Origin of the sequence: Pseudomonas syringae group sp. J309-1 (assembly GCF_032582135.1) — a bacterium.
Classification (GTDB): Bacteria; Pseudomonadota; Gammaproteobacteria; order Pseudomonadales; family Pseudomonadaceae; genus Aquipseudomonas; species Aquipseudomonas quasicaspiana.
Genome location: NZ_JAWHNU010000034.1, coordinates 34635 through 53107, shown reverse-complemented (window position 1 = coordinate 53107; position 18473 = coordinate 34635). Strand labels below are relative to the sequence as shown.

The window sequence follows — 18473 nt, the reverse complement described above, 5'->3', positions numbered from 1 at the left end:
CTGCGGTAAGATAGGCGGCTGTCCAAGCCCTAGGGCAAAGAAACCGGAGTATCGATGCAAGCGCTTGATCATGCACATTACCTTGCCTTGACCGAGGGAGCTGAAGTCCTCGAGGCCGATCATTCGGGTAATAAAGTCCTGCGATTGACCGATGGATCAATGTTGAAGCTGTTTCGTCGCAAGCGACTGGTCAGCTCGGCAGCCTGGTACCCTTATGCACGACGCTTCGCAGACAACTGCGTGACTCTCGCTGAGCGTGCCATCCCCTGCCCGAAGGTAATAAGCGTATTCAGAATTGCAAAGATCCAGCGCGATGCAGTGCATTACGCCCCTCTGGAAGGGCAAACGTTACGCCAGATCATGCGGGAACCCGACAGTGGTGACGAGCTTCGCGCAGAGCTGGGGCGCTTCATTGCCGAACTGCATGAGAAAGGCATCTACTTCCGGTCAGCTCATCTGGGCAACGTGATACTGACGCCGCAACGCACGTTGGGCCTGATCGACATAGCAGATATGAAAACCTTTCGCGGCCCCCTCCGTAAAAGCCTGCGTCTGCGTAACTTCAAACACATGCTGCGTTACAGCGAAGACCGCAAGTGGTTGCTCGGTCAGAACAATCAGGCCTTCTTCAACGGCTATCTGGCCGCCCAAAGTCTTTGCGCGGCAAAAGAGCTGACTCAGGCAATGAGCTGACCGCAGGTTTGCAATAGTCCACACATTAAAAATGGCCCCCAAGGGCCATTTTTTTGTATCCGTTACAGCGGTTTCAGCCTGCGTTCACGCACGATCCGGGCGTAGACCATAACGGCGGGAAACAGCACCAACACCCAAAGTTCATCGGGGTTGCCTATCAGCTTGCTGCCATCAAAGTTGAGCATGACCAATGCACTCGCCAGAAAGACGCCCCACGCGCTACGCATGCGCCACGCGTACCAGAGCGTCAGCGCCATTACAGCGACAAACAACAGCAGCGATACGGCCCCAGTGTACAAGCCCATCGCAACGAAGATGTTGTGAGGGTGCTGGATCGGCATGCCACCGGTGAGCGTTTGCGTGGTGTGGAAATCAATCCCGCAGCCCTTCAGCCAACCGCAATTAGCCCATTCGCCGAGCATGATCTGCAGCAGTTCGGTTCGATGGGAATCGCCCCTTTCCAACAGCAACTTCGCCCAGGCCTCGTCCTTCACCAGCCACATGAACAATGAAGCCAGCAGCGCCAGACCGATCACTGCGAGGAGGCCTTGCTTCTGATGATGGCGCATCGCATGCAAAGCCCACAGACCGCCCAGAAACGCTGCGCCCACCAGGGCAGTGCGGGTCTGTACAACAAAAGACACAATGAACAACGACAGAACGACTGCAGCCGCCGCTTCCACCCAGCGCCTTTGTTTCTGCAAGACCGGCAATACCAGCCCCAGTGCACAGAACAGCCAGATGCTGGCGTAGATAACGTTGTCCATACGCGCAGGAAGTATGTCTACACGATGGCCAATCTGGAACTTACCTGTCATCCAGCCGAAGATTCCCGACAGCAGGATGTACAGCAAAACGACCCAGAACTGGCTACGCGCAAACAAGCCACTGTTGAAAAAGTCGACATTCACCAACCCTGCCAGTACAAAAACAAACAAGGCGACGTAGGCGATGTGCTTGTAAAACTGGAAGTCCCCTGCATAAACAGCAGGTACCAGAAAGCAAAGAATGAATGCCAGCCAGAGCCAGCCAAGGCGATCAGCAAACAGGCCAGCACCACGATTGATAATCAGAAAAACCAGACCTGGAAGAGCAATCAGCGCATAGAACAGGTTGTTGGTGAACTTGGCTGAGTCCCAAAAAATGAAGCTCAGTAGAAAGAGGACTAGCGTACCGCTGAAATAAGCCGCGACTTTAGGGTTTATCCCGAATTGTTCAGACAACATTACTGATTACCCAACCTATGAGCAGACCCAAAACAAGTGTTGCCACCAACTTTATGCGATCACGGCGCTTACGCCGCTTTTTGTCCACACGCTCTTGAGGTACTTCGACGTGATTTCCGAAACCGGTATGCAGCACGGCATCATTTTCCAGAATCAACGCGTAACGGTTTTCTGCCGCATAAAGTCCTGACAGCTTTTTCTCGCCACCATGAGAGGCGTAAGGGGCATGCACTTTATAATCGGCCAGACGACGCAGCCCAGGGTTGAAAGAGAACCCCTGCCACTCAGGCTTGTGCGAGCCCAACTTGTAGAACGGGATACCCTGAACGACTTCACGCTCGTTGAGGTACACGTAGGGGCTGTGAACCTGCAAGTCATGATTGAAACTGCGGAGCCAGACCTGCAGCGCCTGCGGGTCGTTTTCAAGCAAGGTCATTGATTCTTCGATGAAACAAGGACGATAGAAATCCCAGTCATCCTCGCAATGGAACACCCAGGATGTCTCGATCAGCTCATAGGCTGCATCCACCGAGCGCATCTGGCCAAGCTTGGGATTGTTGATAATAAAACGGGTGAAGGGGCGCCAGTGCTCGGGGATACAGCGTTCAACCTGGGCATCGCCCGAGTCTTCGGTAATCAGAACATGACGTATTGGCGCAGTATTGAAGCGATCAAATGTCTCAAGCGTCTGCTTCAACAAATCAAACCGGCCACAACTGGTCACCACCAGTGTGATATCACTGCTTTCGCTGAACACCATCATCTTTACTCAATCATTGAAATTTTCAAAAGGCGATCACAGCCCCACTCTGGACCTCAACCGGTCCCACCAGCTCATGGCTGGCATAGAACGCAATGGCGGACGCATTTCTTCAACAATGGCCTTCCCTAGCGCGTGGAATGTAAAGCGTTGTTCAACCAATGTCTGCCCATTGCGCGAAATTTCATCCGCAAGCGCGGGGTTGCCCCTTAGTTGTCGCAGTTTTTCCTGAAGTTGTGGGATGTCGCTGTAAAACACAATGTTGTGCATGTCGACGAAGCCCAGCGCGCGATTCTCTTCAGCGCCTTGATCGTAGGCGAGCAACACACAACCGCAGGCCATGGCCTCGAAGTTCTTGATCATGTATTCGCCCATACCCACATCGGCACTGACGAAAAAGCGAATCCGGTTAAGGGTTTCACAATACTCTTCGCCTGACTTGGTACGGGTCACTACCAGCTTTTCCACACGCCCCAGTTCGTCCAGCAACGTCTTGCGGCCACTGTAAGCCACACTGTTGGTGCTGCCGACAAAGGCCAGTTCGATATCGCGCTCGCGATCACGCCACTGGAGCAGGGTCTGGTCATAACCTTTGGGGACAAATACCGCATCAAAACCTTCATCGCGCAAGCGTTGAGCAACCTTGAAACCAGAGCTCATGACCCTGACCCAAGGCAACTTCCGATAGTGAGCGCTGAACTTGCCGGTGTACTTGCAGGCGATGTAATTCTGATAAGCGTCGTGTTCGAGGATCACCAGATTAGGGATCGTGCGAATAAAGCCGACCTGGCGGATCTCATGTTTGAAACGCAGAAAGAACACAATACGGTCGTATTGAGTGACCTCTACTTCGCGACGAAAATAACTGCGCAGATTGCGTTGTTCCCCGGAAGTCAGCCAGCGAATATCGCATTCGCAATGGGCGGCGATTCCTTCATACAAACGATCCAGAATGGCTCGTTGCTCTTTCTGAACCAGAAGTAAAACTTTCATTTTTGTCCTTGCAGTGCCGCAGGCTACTGATCAGAGGTCTCTGCGCCAGAACAGCTCATGTCGGCGAACGGCTTTTCTAAAGAATTCGTTTTCGCCTTCAGCCGGCCAGCGTCTTCCTGCCAACACGCTTTGCAACCAGCGACGCACACGCCTTTTGAGCGGCATCGGAGGTTGCAGGTCGTGCATCATGCCCAGCGCCATGGCTTTGTCACGTTGCTGATCAACCGACAGTTCAAGGCTGTAAGGGATCATTTGCAAGTCGGCATCGAAGACGGGCGGCAAACTGACACCATTATAAGCATTGCCCATCGGCCAGCGATCGTTGTCATGCAGATGATTGGCATACCCCAGAATCACTTCGGGCTGCCACTCAAGACCTTCAAGCGCTTCAAGAACTGCGGCCTGGGCGCAGATATGATCCGGATGAGGATCAATGGCCGGGTGAGGCATCACCAACACCTGCGGTCGGGCCTGCAAAAGCAGCGCCCGCATATCGGCCAGCAGGTTGTTCCAGGTTGGCGCGCCATCGGCATCGCCGGGCAACTTCATGGCGTTGAACTGACGAAATATCCGTGTATCAGAGAGCTCGGCTTCACGGGAAGCAATGGGCTGATCCGGCGCAGCCCGCATCGCAGGCAACTGCAAACAGAAATAACCGAGCTGTACACACTGACTCTCGGGCACACCGCCCCACCGAGGGACGGCAATACTGTCCCAGGCCCGAAGTCGGCCCTTGATGCGCGAAGCCTCGGCTTTGTCCATTCCCATTTGCTGGTAGTGCTCAGCTTCGATTTCGCCCGCCGTCAGCGTAACAATCCAGGTGTCGGCCGCCTGGCTGTACAAACCAAAGGCCGCCAGCTCGGCGTCGTCGGCATGAGGTGCGATAACCATGATCCGCTGCTGGCGAGCATCTGGCTGACGGAACCCCCACAGACGCGGCTGCCCTCTTACAGTGGCGAACCGACCTCTCATGCGCAATGAGCCATCGACCAGCGCTCTGCCAAGTCCGGTCAAGTTGAGATAGCGCAAACCGCTTACGCCTCGCTCGAAAGCCTGATGATCAGCTACATCTGTCCCGAACAGCTCAATGCGGGGGTCAAAAAAACACCCAAGCCATGAGCTTCTGATATCAAGAGCCAAAATGAGCGTTTCATCACCGCTCAGATCCAAAGGCGCTTGCAAGATCAGCCTGCCGCCCTGAAGCGTGATACCCATTACCTCCGCCTCAGGCGGAAAGTTGTACAGGTAATCGTCTTTCGGGGAGTAAAACAGATGATCGGCAAACCAGGCTTCATGGGCGATCCAGCCTATAACAGCCAGGAGCAGTGGCAACCACCAGGCAACCAGAACACCCACGACAATCAATAAAAGCAGCCCGATCAGCAGCGCCACACGCTTGTTACGGCGATGGCGCTTGAGCAAGGCCTGCTTGCGGCTCAAATCTGGAACACCGGCACGGGGTTGCACCAACGATCCTTATACTCGCGGTCTGCACGCCCGAATGAAAAGCGTAAAGGCTTGCCCAGATGACGGGCATCTTCCCAGGCACTTTGCGTGTTAAGAAAGCTCAGTACGCTGCCAGGACTGAAATCACGGGTCTCGGGGTCGACGCCACCGTTGATGTACTCAACGCTGATCCACTCTGGCGCCTCCACGCGATACACCAGTTGAATGGCAATCGGCGCGTCGTTGAGAAATACCACGGAGCCGATCAACAGCTCGCGCAGCAACTCGATCACCTCGGCCATGCGCTCGGCACCGGTAGCAGGAAAGCCCCAACGGCGCTGGAACAGGTCGCAATACATGCGCGCCAGTTCAGCGCTGGTGAAGTCCGTCACGGGGCGCACGATACCGCCAGCCTCTTCAAGCAGACGCAGTTCACGACGCTGGTTGTAGCGAAACTTCTTCGAAAGCTCCTCTGGCGTGCGGGCCATGGCCAGGGATTCGGCCTGAGGCTTGAGGGTACTGATGCGCCCTTCATTGAGCGCTGAAAAATAGCGTCCACGATGACGAACAGACACCTGAACGTCTGCGGCAATGGGCAATATCAATTCAGCGTTGCCCAGATCAAACAGCCCTTTCTTGCCATGGCTTTTCAGCACGTCCTTGGACAAGGCCAGCGAACGACCCCACGCAGGGATTGCAGCCTTGATCTCCCCGTCCTGCTCCCAGCCAAGATAACGCACCGGAATTTGCGCAAGACCGGCAAGGCGCTCGACCACCAGTGGATGAGTGGCCACGCTACCGCCATAACGACCCCATGCACGCTGGTAGTCAGCGGCATCTATCGAGGTCCAGCCACGCTCGCGCCAGCCTTGAAATCTATTGAGCATCAAGACTCCGCAACCAGACTGGTGACCTGGGGCAGACGCCAGAAAACGTCACGTACGGCCTGATCAGAAAAGCGCTCGCGTAAACGCAACAACATCAGTTCTGCACATTCGCGACGCTGCCCGGCATCAAGGCCGGCCAAATGAATCAGCCCGTGAGCAAGACGTTCGGTGTCGCCCAGGGGGAACAGCACGCCCACACCTTCAACCACTTCCTTCGCTCCGCCGCAGGAAGTCGCCAACAAAGGCACACCTGCGACCATGGCTTCGAGCAGCACCATCCCGAAAGGCTCGTGATCAGAACTCAGAGCAAAAACATCGAACGCTTTGTAGTAGAGACTGGCCTGTGGCACCTGACCCAGAAACAGAACCTGTGAGCCGATGCCTAACTCAAGCGCCAGCGCCTTGAGTTTGTGCTCAAGCGACCCCTTACCCAGAATCACCAGTTCGCTATTCTGCGGCAAGCCTGGCAAAGCTTTGGCAAAACCACGCAGTAAACTCGCTTGATCCTTGTCCGGATGCAGCCGCCCGACATTGCCGACGATCCATGCCGATGGAGACAAACCCAGCTCGACACGCGCCTGATCGGCGGAAAACTGGCTGGCTTGCAGGTGATCGATATCGACGCGGTTGTAAAGGGTTTGAATACGGCCCGTCGGCCACTTTGGCAGACTCTTGCGTATGTCATCGCGGACAGCATCAGACACACCCAGCAGGCTCAAGCGCCTGCGAAACAGGTGAGCGAAGAGTTTGCGACCGCGACGTCGATAGTCAGCAAATGCGTGGTGTACGCCAATGACCGGCAAACGCGTCGCCAACATTGCGATGTACACCGGCTTGAAGCGGTGCGCGATACAGAAGCTGAAATTGCGCGAAGCAACGATTTTGCGCAGATCACGGATGGCACCCAGCTTCAGGCCGCGAATGGCCGACGAGCTGTACTCCATGAACAACACTTCATCGGACGCACAACCGGCTGCAACCCCGGAATCAGCTGCACCGGTCAGGAATACCGTAGTAACGCGGTATCCCTTGCCTACGAACAGACTTGCATATTGCCGCGCACAGTCCAGAAACGGACCGTCATAACCGTGACAAAACTGCAGCACATGGCGCTCAGCCGAGCGTGTCATAGGTTTCCACGCCGTCTTTGACCACCAGAATGTCTTCCATGATCAGGTATTCAAGGTCCGAGCCGAAGAACATGTTCAAGGCATCAGTAGGCGAACAGATCATTGGTTCACCGCGACGGTTAAGCGAGGTGTTCAGCGACACGCCATTACCGGTAAGGTTTTCCAGCGCCTTCATCATGTCGTAGTAACGCGGGTTGTATTCGCGCTTCAGGACCTGGGCACGTGAAGTCCCGTCTTCGTGAACGACTTCCGGCACGCGGGTCTTCCACTCTTCAGCCACTTCAAAAGTGAAGGTCATGAACGGCGCCGGGTGATCGATCTTGATCATCTGTGGCGCAACGGTGTCGAGCATCGACGGGCAGAAAGGCCTCCAGCGCTCACGGAACTTGATCTGATGGTTGATGCGATCGGCAACGCCAGCAACGCTCGGGCAGCCGATGATCGAACGCCCACCCAATGCGCGCGGGCCAAACTCCATACGCCCCTGGAACCAGGCCACTGGGTTGCCCGCGACCATGATCTGCGCGATGCGCTCTGGAGTGTTTTCGATCTGACGCCAGACCGGCTTGCTCGGGTGGCGAGCGCAGGCCGCGATCACATCTTCGTTGGTGTAAGACGGACCGAGGTAGACGTGTTCCATCTTCTCGACCGGCACACCACGGGCGTGGGAAACATAAGCCGCCGCACCCACCGCAGTGCCCGCATCACCCGAAGCCGGCTGCACGAACAGCTCTTTGACTTCCGGGCGGGCAATGATTTTCTGGTTCAGCTTGACGTTCAGCGCACAGCCGCCTGCAAACGCGATCTTGCCGGTTTCCTTGAGGATGTCACCCAGATAGTGATCCATCATCTGCAACGCCAGCTTCTCGAACAGCGCTTGCATGCTCGCGGCGTAGTGGATGTAAGGCTCGTCAGCAATGTCGCCTTCGCGCTTCGGCCCCAGCCACTCGATCAGCTTAGGCGAGAAGTAGAAACCCTTGCCCTTCTCTTTATAGCGGCGCAGGCCAATGACGTTGGCCAGCTCGGTGTTGATCACCAGTTCGCCATTTTCGAAAGTCGCCAGACGCGAGAAATCATATTTGCTGGCATCGCCATACGGCGCCATGCCCATCACCTTGAATTCGCCGTCGAGCATCTCGAAGCCGAGGAATTCAGTGATCGCGCCATACAGGCCGCCCAGGGAGTCCGGGTCGAAGAACTCCTTGATCTTGTGGATCTTGCCGTTCTCGCCATAGCCAAAGAACGTGGTGGCGTACTCACCCTTGCCATCAATACCGAGGATCGCGGTTTTCTCTTTGAAACCGGAGCAATGGTAGGCGCTGGAGGCGTGAGCCAGGTGGTGCTCAACCGGCTCGATCTTGATCTTCTTCGGATCGAAGCCCAGTTGCTCAAGACACCAGACGATCTTGTTGCGATAGCGCTTGTAGCGACGGTTGCCCATCAGCAGTGCATCAAGCGCACGGTCCGGGGCATACCAGTAACGCTTGGCGTAGTGCCAGCGAGCTTTGCCGAACAAGCTGATCGGCGCGAACGGAATCGCCACCACATCGACATCCGATGGCTTGATGCCCGCCTGCTCAAGGCAGAACTTCGCCGACTCGTAGGGCATGCGGTTCTTTGCATGTTTATCGCGAACGAAGCGCTCTTCTTCAGCCGCTGCCACCAGCTTGCCGTCGATGTACAGCGCCGCGGAAGGATCATGGCTAAGGGCGCCGGACAGGCCAAGAATCGTCAATGCCACTGGGGTCTAGCCTCTTTAGTCTGCATGCAGGCGGCATGCGCCTGAGAAAAATATGTGCCCTCGCAGCGGGGCGAGGAACAGCTAAAGGGCGGGATTATAGCGTAATGACAAAGGGATTTGCTTGCCCCGAGTAAAACCGGGGCAAGCCATGGCCTGGTTAGCAGAAGTATGAATCTACGACACTTTGCGTAGGGCCTTTCCTAAACCGCTTTGCGTGCATTGAGCGCTCGCCGCTCATCAGCCACTCTCCCGCTCCTCGCTCAGGGTCGGGCTTGAGATTACGCGCTCCGCCATCTGGATCCTGGCCTCTACTCGCCAGCCCAAGGCAGGAGCCTGCATGACAAATCCTCACATAACGCCGCGTGGCCACATGGCCAATATGGTCGCCAGGGCCAAACCCGCCGAGGCGCCCGATGCTGGCGGATTTTGTCCGCTGATGAGTCAGACCCTGCAACTGTTACCCGTGCGTTATGGCCTGGTGGAGGACCTAGATCCGTCCATCGAAATCGCCATGCCTTACAAACTGCAGGCCTTGCCTTTGGGGTTTCGTCTGTTGCGGGACGGCTATCTGTACATCATCGACAGCGCCACCGGCCTGTTACATGAGTATCAGATAACCAATGGCTCCGTGACCGCACTGTTGTTCAAAGGCGATCACGTCACCAAGGATCGTCGCGCTGACGTGATCGAAGCTGATCCAGCGCTGGCGTTCTCTCGCTGCAGCGTTCTGCACGTCTCTTTTTCCGAGGTGCAGTGGACGACCTTCAAATGCGCGCAGGTGATGAAGGTTTCCACCGAGCGTGAATACTTCATGCAGCGCGTCAGTTTCGAAAATATTCAGCGCGGCGATGCCAAGGATCTGTTCGACGACCGTAAAATGGCCGTGTGGCTGGCGGAAAGCAGCGGCAGTTGGGCGGACAGACCGGACGACACTTCGACGAAGATTCCCTACGCCTGGGAACACACACCGCTGTATCGACAGACCATTCTTGAAGAATTCACCAGCCAGATCACCACCCCTCATAAGCGTGACTTCCTGTTTCTGGCGGTTAGGGATGACGTCGGTGTGATGCGTGATCTGGCGCAGTATCAGGATCAGGTGGTCGACCAGATCGGAGAGTGGGCGCTGAGCCAGCAGGGCGAGGTCGAGCGCGACTACTTGCTGGGCTGCTACATCGAATCGCTCACTCAGATCAACGCAGCCGGTCTCAGCGAGCGGGCCGAAGCTGATCCGGCGCTCCAGGCGCTTTTGGATGATCTCGAATTACTGGCAGAACCCGAGCGCAGTGATACGCGTAAAACCCTGCTGGAAGTGATGACTGAGGACAACAGCAAGCATCCCGCGCCACGCGTGGAAGACCCGGGGTTACCCGCAGACCTGAAAGCCAGACTCGAACTGATACCGCCCAGCACTGATCCGGCGAACATTTATGCCGGGCATGGAACCCGGCTGCAAGCCCTTCAGCAGTATTACCTTGAGCAACGCTTCACTGACACCAGTTCCGCATTTATTGCCCGACATCGCCAGCCTCTCTGGCGACTCTATCGCCAGATGGACAAGCGCACGAAGGAACTGCTCCATGGCGCAAAATTCGGTCAACGCGGCATCAATGACCTGATCGACCGCCCGCGCATGGATGCCTTTCTCAAGAAGCAACGCGAAGTCCTGCAGCCACTCAATGAACTACTGGAGAAGATCACCCACGACCGCGTCGAACTGCTGATCAAAAACCGCCTGCATCGGGCCATCTGGTACTACGACGTTGAGGACAATGAGCAGGTTGACCACGCCGCAATCACCGAATACGCCTGCCTGAAAGACATCTGCCGTAGCGACTACGCGCTCGACAAGGTCCTCCTCTGGCTCAACCTCAACCCGGCCATGACCCGCCCACTGTTCTACGCCGCGCCTCTGAGCGCGCAAACAGAACTGGGCGTGCAGTTTTCCTACTTCATCAATGCGGGCTGGTTGCTGATAAAAGAGGCCCCCGATTCGCTGGAGCGTCTCCAGCAATGGGGGGCCGGGGTTTTACTCAACACCAAACGGCTATCGTCGAGCACACAAGTCAACATCGCAGCCGCCTGGGGCACCCTTGCTCCAGCTTTGCACATGGGCATCCAGCAGGCCTTGCAGGCGTTTTTGCAGCAGATGGACAAAGGCCAGTTGCCCGGCATGGATGCCCTGTTTCGCAGCCTGCCCAAGGCTACGGGCGTCACCATCCTCGACGCAGCACGACAAGAGAACGTCGCCTTCCAGATCGCCAGTGCCGAAGATCTGAAGGCATTAGGCGAGACCGTCAAAGCGGTACAAAAAGAGCGCAAATACCTGCGCTATCTGAACAACGAAGCACAACAATCCCGAGCCAGACATGCTCTCTGGCACACCAGTACCGCTGCCGAGAACCTCAAGCTCTCCCGACAAGCCACCCAGCAACGGTTACGTGGCCTGGAGGAGCAACTGGCCAAAGCCATGAGTCCACTGGCCGACCTGCCTTCGGACACGACACATCTTCAACCGGCCTCATCGGGCAAGCCAGGGTTGGCGCTAGTGTTTCCGGCGCAGCAGCATCAAGAGGTTAAAACCGTGCTGGATAACTATCGGCGCGGGGTGACGGTTGCGCCGAAGGCCGGGTTGCTGGGGGATGGGGCCGGGTTGTTGGTGTTTGTGGCGCAGGTGGTGAATTTTGTGCAGGTGAGACAAGAGACGCTCTCAGAATCGAAGAGCTCCAAAGATATAGCTCCATTCTTGAACTCATTGGCAGCAACCGGCGCTGCAGGATTTGGCGCAGCGCAGGGTATTGCCGATACGGCTTTGAGTGCTCACGCAGCGGAACTGGCGAAAGACCTGAAGAAAGCGGAACTGATGGGCATACACGTGCAGATGGGGAAACTGCACATTGGTCTTGGCATGGTCGGATACTTCGCCGGAATAGCCGCTGCCGCAATGAGTTTGAATAGCTCCCACAAAAACTGGTCGGATGCTGTCCGCAATGGCAACAGCGATGCGCAAACCGGCGCAGCGGTCAGCATGCTGGGCAACAGTGGTTTTCTCAGCACCAATAGCTATGGCGCGGCTCAGACAGGTATTGCCTTCAAGCACGTTCTCGCGACCGCTCGTAACTCCCCGGCCCGGCTCGCTGCTTGGGCAGCAGCAGGTAGCAGGCTTTCGACCGTGTTTTTACGGTTTAACGTGGCGGGTATTCTGTTTACTGCACTGGAGCTGTCCGGCAGTTGGTTTTACAACCGTAACAATCTCAGCCGCCATGACCGCTGGTTGCTCAGCACGCCCTGGAGCAAGGATGACGACCAACGTCGATCGCTCCCTCTAAGCGACTATCAAAAAGAATTTCGCGGCCATGTTCAGGCCCCGCGTATGCAGATTGTTCCGTCCAGCGATGATCCGAATAACCCTCAACCTAGACTCTTTCTACTGCACTTTCCTACGTTGTCCACTGCGGATCTGGCGCAACCGATTGGCGGTTACGCCAGCAGCGTTTTGCTGAACATCGGTGGATATCAGGTCGTCCGCGCCCAGTTCGGCCGAGATCACAGCCCGGAACAATGGACGCCCTTGAAAGAGAACCTTCAAGAAACCCTGCAACTCCATCAGGTCTCGCCGCTGATCCTGCGACTGAATGACATTAGCGGGCTAATAACTTCGCCCATCCCGGGACGCTGTGATCTGGTGCTGTCGATTCAACTGGGCCATAGGACACCGGAAGGACTCTACGAAGCTAACCTGTACGACTTGCGCGTTCCGGTTACAGGAGAAAATGGCGACTTCCCCGCCATTGACCTTGAGCATCTGGGCGAGCAATGCCCTCACTTCAACATCAACCCGGCATCCCTACCCAAGGCGCAAGACTAAGATGACGAAGCACTCCGGTGACGTACCGCCACCGATCCATAATGCCCCTCATGCCGGAATGGTTGAAACATTTCCAACGGGTCAAGTCATCTATCTGGCTCCACTGCCACTGCCCACTGACTTGCCCGCTCAGGATTACGGCCATGCCGTAGGCGACCTTAATGACACCTATCTGGATTTTGGTGTGGGATTACCGGCAGTGTTCGGCTGGCAAATGACATTGGGGGGCCCGTTCTGGGCTATTTGGTTTTTCGGCCTTGTCGGACCTGCCCTTGCTTGGTTACTGACAGTAATGGATGGCGAAGGCGTGGAGCTCGCAACAAAGTTCGCAATGCAAGTGATGCCCGGGGGCTTTAAAGTCGGAGGCTGGACTGCAACTGCCGCCCTCACCCTCTACCTCATCATCACCTTCAACCACCTCAACAAATACCACGAAGTCGTACCCACCCGCTTCAACCGTCAACGCCGCGAAGTTTGCTTCGTCCCCAACGGCCAAACAGAGCCCATCTTCGTCCCGTGGGAATCGCTATCAGCCTGGGTCGTGCAGGCTCGGAGCGTGACGCAATACGGCATGGACATCCGCTACGCCATGGGCGTCGGGTTTTATCATCCGCCCCACGATGAGCATTACAGCCTCGAGTTTTTCTGTGGTGGGTTCGATCTGGCGGTGTGCAACTGGGAGGCGATTCGGGCGTACATGGAATATGAGGTTCACACCCTGAAGGAAATCCAGGACCCACTGGACCTGCAAAACCCCGGCGATCCGCTCCATGAAGGGCTGCATACGTTTTACAACGCTCGGGAGCGCATGCGGCGTCGTCGCAAGAATCGCGAGGTGGGCTTCTTCTATCCGTTCTGGTGGTACACGTACCACGTGCTGACCTTGTGGACCTTGCCCAACTACCTCACCGAATGGGAAATCCGCAGGATCAAAAGCATCGGTCGCGCTGCCATACCTGAAGCGATGCAAAGCTGGTCAGAGTCGCTGCCAGAGGAACAATGGGCCAAGCCCAGTGAGGAATTGCTAAGCCTGAGCCAGGCGGTGAAAGCCCAGCGCGAGAAACGGCCTGGTCAGAACCTTGCGTCCAGATTTGCCGAGGTCCAGCAGGCGGATCGAAATGTAGCCAAACGAGCCTAGACGAATCTGTAGGCGCCAACTGGTTGGCGATACGTTGATCCAACATCAGAAAGATCGCCTCGCGAACAACAGGCAAACCACGGGATTGAAATGCATTTTCTGTAGGAGCTGCCGAAGGCTGCGAAGCATTTCTCCTGATACACCGCGATCGCAGCCTTCGGCAGCTCCTACAGGACCTACGTTGCCGCAAGACAGCGCGGTGCCATCGACACCGGGTTGAGGCTCCTACAGGCCAACCGCCAACCGGAAGACAATCACACTTTTTTCTATATGGCCCAACCCCTGATTTAGCGAACAAAGCACTATGACCTCTGAAACTCTAGAAGGCCCGCCGCCGATTCATCATGCCCCTCATGCCGGAATGGTTGAAACGTTTCCAACGGGTCAAGTCATCTATCTGGCTCCACTGCCACTGCCCACTGACTTGCCCGCTCAAGATTACGGACACGCGGTCGGTGAAATGAACGATACGTATCTGGACTTCGGTGCTGGGCTACCTGCAGTGTTCGCTTGGCAGATGGGTTTAGGAGCACCGTTTTGGGCCATCTGGTTTTTTGGCTTGCTTACACCCTCACTGGACTGGCTGCTTTCTATTGCAGAGGGTAGAGGAGTCGAAAGTGCAACCAAAATAATGATGGTGTTGATACCGTTAGGCCTAGAGATGGGAGGCTGGGCCGCTGCTGCCACCCTCACCCTCTACCTCATCATCACCTTCAACCACCTCAACAAATACCACGATGTCATCCCCACCCGCTTCAACCGTCAACGCCGCGAAGTTTGCTTCGTCCCCAACGGCCAAACAGAGCCCATCTTCGTCCCCTGGGAATCGCTATCAGCATGGGTCGTTCAAGCGCAGTCGGTCACGCAATACGGCATGGACATCCGCTACGCCATGGGCGTCGGGTTTTATCATCCGCCCCACGATGAGCATTACAGCCTGGAGTTTTTCTGTGCCGGGTTTGATCTGGCGGTGTGCAACTGGGAGGCGATCCGCGCGTACATGGAATATGAAGTTCACAGCCTGAAGGAGATTCAGGACCCGCTTGAACTGCAAAACCCCGGCGATCCTCCCCATGAAGGACTGCATACGTTTTACAACGCACGGGAGCGGATGAGGCGTCGGCGTAAGAACCGCGAGGTGGGCTTCTTCTATCCGTTCTGGTGGTACACGTACCACTTGCTGGCTCTGTGGACGTTGCCCAACTACCTCACCGAATGGGAAATCCGCCACATCAAAAGCATCGGCCGCGCTGCCATACCTGAAGCGATGCAAAACTGGTCAGAGCCGTTACCCGCCGAGCAATGGGCCAGGCCCAGTGAAAAGTTAAAGCGCATGACCCAAGCGGTCAGAACCCTGCACACGCAAAAGCCCAGTCAAAACATTGCAGCACGGTTTACCGAGGTACAGCAGACAGCCCCCCTGTAGGAGCTCACGAGCAACGCGAGGCAGCGATGGCGGCCTGTCTGCCCCCCCATCGCTGACCTCATAAACTCGGTGCCCCCTACAAGTTTCCCGCTCCAGCGATCTCTGCCGCCATCGTCGCAGCGCGATCAACACGCTCCAGCGTGCTCAGCTCCGAACGGACGGTCAGCAACTCAGCGATTTCCGGGTGCTGCTCCAGCACGTCATCCCCCAGAAAACCGAAAACGTTGGCATACAACCAGATTTCCTGCTCGGTCTCAAAACCTCTTTTGATGGCAGAGTGAGCAAGTTGATGGATGTGTTTCAGGCGCTGTTCAGAGGTCAGTTCTGCCCGGTAATAGGGGAAAAAGCGCTGCATGTGCTGGTAAAGCTCACCCATGGACTTGTCAAAAGTCACGCCTTTCAGAGCAGCCCATTGCGCGTCGCTTGCCATAAATGGTTTGTCGTACTGCGGAATGTACTTGTCGCCGGGGCGTTTGAGTTGTGTCCATCCATCAAGGGCGGCGTTGCTGACGATAATCTCCTGGCAGGGGCCAAAAAGGTCCGGTCCCGGATCACGCTCTGCTGCAAATAGGGCATGCGCCACTGCGGGGTCAGAGATGCGTAAATACATGTCTTCGCCTTGGGGCGGCTTGAAACAGGTCAGCCAGCGCACATGAGCCAACAGCTCATCCCACGAACCATCACTGACCAGCAGATACCCCCACAACTCCTGAGTGTGAGCCAGAAACTGCAAAAGAACCGGATCATCAGCATCATGCAAGCGCACCAGACACGGTGAAAGCCGACTGATTTCAGCCCAGCGGGTCCCGTGATAAAGCACGTTCACCTTCGGTGCCGGATTCCATTGATACAGGCGCTGAAGAAGGTTTTTGACCTGAATGGCATCAAGCAGAAGCCCAACCGTCTGGCCCCAGGGAAAATCGTCGGGCAGGGGAGATTGCACAGAGCGCTCGCCGTTCATGACAATTCCTTCCTGGCGTCAGCACAGGCTTGGCAAAACGGGGCGCCATGTTCGATAGCCTTGAGTTGTACATCTGGAATCAAGGATGGATTCGCGGGCAACGCCACTTGGGGTATCAACGCCGCAGGCAAACCAGGAACCGCAGGCATTCCCGACACTGGAACACCGCCAAGTTGAATAGGCACACTGCTGAAAATCCCAGCCGGACTGATACTTATCCAGTGCCCACCTGCCTTGATCGTTGCGTTGAGCCCCGCATTGATCACTACGTCTACTTTTGAGTGCAGATGCACTTGTGTGGCCGCACTGACCAGATGATTCGCGGCGCTGATGTGCTGATTACCGACCACCGTCAACGAGTCATCGGCCAGCACCTGGGTTTTGCGTGCCCCATGGGTAAGGTGGTGTTCTTCGCCATGCAGCTCGTGGCTGGACAGCCCGGTCACGTTCACCTTGCGCTGGTTATCCACCTGGATCGACTGATCGTTCAGCACATGCTCAGACCAGTTGCGTTGAGCGCGGATGGAAATGGACTCGGCACCTTTGCGGTCTTCGATGCGCAGTTCGTTGAAGCCTGCGCCGCCTGGGCTGCTTTGGGTCTTGAGCACGGTCTGGGTGTTCTGCATAGGCAGGTTCAGCGGCGCTCGGGTAACGGCATTGGGCAAACAGGCCTGTACGTAAGGCTGATCCGGATCAGCATCGAAGTAACCCACGATCACTTCCATACCGACGCGGGGAATCATCGTCGTGCCGTATTGCTCATGGGCCCAACCGGTGGCGACCCGTAGCCAGCAACTGGAATGCTCGTTACGCGAACCTTCACGATCCCAGAAGAACTTGACCTTCACTCGGCCGTACTCGTCGCAGTAAATCTCTTCGCCGGGCGGACCTGTAACTACCGCATGCTGGCTGCCTAAAACCCTTGGTTTGCGGTGCTTGAGCGGTGGACGAAACGGCACCTTCCCGGGGATGGCTTCAAAACGATTGCGATAACCTTGGGTAAACGCTCCCGATGCCCGAGACGTGGACTCCTCCAGCACCTGCGGCTGTTTACCCTCATGGAACACCGACGTCAGCAGCCATTGCTGGCTCCACTCCGGATTAGGATGCGTCAGTTCAAACAAGTGGCCACTGACCAGCGCACTTTGATCACTCGAACCACTGGCCAACCGGACATCAATGCGGTTTCGCTCAAGCGCCTTTTGCGCTTGCCGAGCGCCAACACTCAGGTCGGTAAACGGAGCCGGATACTGGTAATCCTCCAGTTCCTTACGACCATCGCCGCCCGCACTGCTGAGCAGATCAACCAGAGGCAACTGAAAGTGATAGGTCTGATGGCTGGCCTTGCCCGAGCGCGTGGCGAGTCGCACGTTGAATCTGTTGATAACCGAAGCATCTGCGACCTGACCGCTGCTCTGCACATACGCAACCGCAGGCTTGAGTACCGGCAACTGAATAGGGTCGTCTGCAAACACCAGTAAATGTTCGTCAGGGCTGTGCTGAAAGTGAAAGTGGATGCCCTCTTCTTCACACAGCCTGCGCACAAAATGCAGGTCGGTTTCCTGATACTGGGTGCAGTAATCGCGGGGTTTGCAGGGCTCGCGCAATCTGAACGCAAACCCGTTGCTGAAAATGGCGTGATCCTTGAGGACCAGCGCGATGATTTCCGGGACAGTCTTGCCCTGAAAGATCCGATGATTGCTGCGGTATTCCAGACGCTTGAGGCTGGGTACCAACTGAATGAAATAGTGGCTAAAGCGCTTGCCGGAATCACCCTGGGCGATTTCGCCGATCTGTCCGTGGAGACCATTACCGTCAGCGTCGAACCTCAGAAACGCCAGTCGGTGCAGCAGGTCTTCCAGATTGAGATTGGAGCGCTCGCTGACCAGTTCGATGCGCACACTGAACGGACGGCTGATGGATTCCTTTGCGGTAAAGGCCAGCACTCGAAAGTCATGCTCAAGCCCGGCTATTTCCAGCGTGAACGAAGCGCGGTTGGCGGGGTTGAACATGAGCAAGTCCTTGGCCTGAATAAAAGGCGGGACTTTGCTCCTAAGCGATAAAAGTGTCAGTCAGGCTTAAGCCGTTTGATCTGTGGGACGTTTCTGCAAGTGCAATCCCAACGCCCTGCACCTCGGCGACCAAGCCTGCCACTAACTATCTAACACCCCCACCCTACCCAGTCCTGATTGATTGAGCTCGAA

At 56.2% G+C, this 18473-nt stretch carries 13 protein-coding genes; 4 read left to right on the top strand and 9 right to left on the bottom strand.

The window, feature by feature from the left end; genetic code table 11:
- Positions 1-54: 54 nt before the first annotated feature.
- Entirely contained in the window at positions 55-693 is a 639-nt protein-coding gene (locus tag RX972_RS18035) for a toluene tolerance protein (RefSeq protein ID WP_316877536.1), read from the top strand.
- A 62-nt stretch (positions 694-755) separates the two neighbouring features.
- Here RX972_RS18035 and RX972_RS18030 read toward each other — a convergent pair whose 3' ends face one another.
- The 7 genes from RX972_RS18030 to RX972_RS18000 are packed head-to-tail and all read right to left on the bottom strand — an operon-like array spanning position 756 to position 8876.
- Entirely contained in the window at positions 756-1919 is a 1164-nt protein-coding gene (locus tag RX972_RS18030) for an O-antigen ligase domain-containing protein (RefSeq protein WP_316877535.1), read from the bottom strand.
- On the bottom strand, positions 1909-2682 hold the full coding sequence (locus RX972_RS18025; RefSeq protein ID WP_099267736.1) for a hypothetical protein: 774 nt from the start codon (positions 2680-2682) through the stop codon (positions 1909-1911). Before RX972_RS18025 ends, RX972_RS18030 begins: the two co-directional genes overlap by 11 nt.
- 33 nt (positions 2683-2715) lie before the next feature.
- A complete protein-coding gene (locus RX972_RS18020) occupies positions 2716-3672 on the bottom strand; it encodes a glycosyltransferase (protein ID WP_316877534.1) in 957 nt (318 codons plus the stop codon).
- Between the two features lie 30 nt (positions 3673-3702).
- Positions 3703-5112: a PIG-L deacetylase family protein gene (locus RX972_RS18015; protein WP_316877542.1), complete on the bottom strand. Its 1410-nt coding sequence runs from the start codon at positions 5110-5112 to the stop codon at positions 3703-3705.
- Positions 5109-6005 (bottom strand): antimicrobial resistance protein Mig-14, encoded by an 897-nt coding sequence (locus RX972_RS18010; protein WP_316877533.1) that lies wholly within the window; start codon positions 6003-6005, stop codon positions 5109-5111. Before RX972_RS18010 ends, RX972_RS18015 begins: the two co-directional genes overlap by 4 nt.
- Positions 6005-7135, bottom strand: a complete 1131-nt coding sequence (locus RX972_RS18005; protein WP_316877532.1) for a glycosyltransferase — start codon at positions 7133-7135, stop codon at positions 6005-6007. The genes RX972_RS18010 and RX972_RS18005 overlap by 1 nt, the downstream gene beginning before the upstream one ends.
- Positions 7119-8876: a carbamoyltransferase gene (locus RX972_RS18000; RefSeq protein ID WP_027901194.1), complete on the bottom strand. Its 1758-nt coding sequence runs from the start codon at positions 8874-8876 to the stop codon at positions 7119-7121. Before RX972_RS18000 ends, RX972_RS18005 begins: the two co-directional genes overlap by 17 nt.
- 337 nt (positions 8877-9213) lie before the next feature.
- Here RX972_RS18000 and RX972_RS17995 point away from each other — a divergent pair, with 337 nt between their 5' ends.
- The 3 genes from RX972_RS17995 to RX972_RS17985 all read left to right on the top strand — a co-directional run bounded on the left by RX972_RS17995 (position 9214) and on the right by RX972_RS17985 (position 15308).
- Complete coding sequence (locus tag RX972_RS17995) at positions 9214-12744, top strand: toxin VasX (protein WP_316877531.1); 3531 nt, start codon at positions 9214-9216, stop codon at positions 12742-12744.
- A 1-nt stretch (position 12745) separates the two neighbouring features.
- Positions 12746-13882, top strand: a complete 1137-nt coding sequence (locus RX972_RS17990) for a hypothetical protein (protein WP_316877530.1) — start codon at positions 12746-12748, stop codon at positions 13880-13882.
- A gap of 304 nt (positions 13883-14186) precedes the next feature.
- Positions 14187-15308 (top strand): hypothetical protein, encoded by a 1122-nt coding sequence (locus RX972_RS17985; protein ID WP_316877529.1) that lies wholly within the window; start codon positions 14187-14189, stop codon positions 15306-15308.
- 76 nt (positions 15309-15384) lie between these two features.
- Here the strand turns inward: RX972_RS17985 and RX972_RS17980 are convergent, their stop codons facing one another.
- Both RX972_RS17980 and tssI read right to left on the bottom strand, forming a co-directional pair.
- On the bottom strand, positions 15385-16269 hold the full coding sequence (locus RX972_RS17980; protein WP_316877528.1) for a DUF4123 domain-containing protein: 885 nt from the start codon (positions 16267-16269) through the stop codon (positions 15385-15387).
- A complete protein-coding gene (gene tssI / locus RX972_RS17975) occupies positions 16266-18281 on the bottom strand; it encodes a type VI secretion system tip protein TssI/VgrG (protein WP_316877527.1) in 2016 nt (671 codons plus the stop codon). Before tssI ends, RX972_RS17980 begins: the two co-directional genes overlap by 4 nt.
- Positions 18282-18473: the final 192 nt, after the last annotated feature.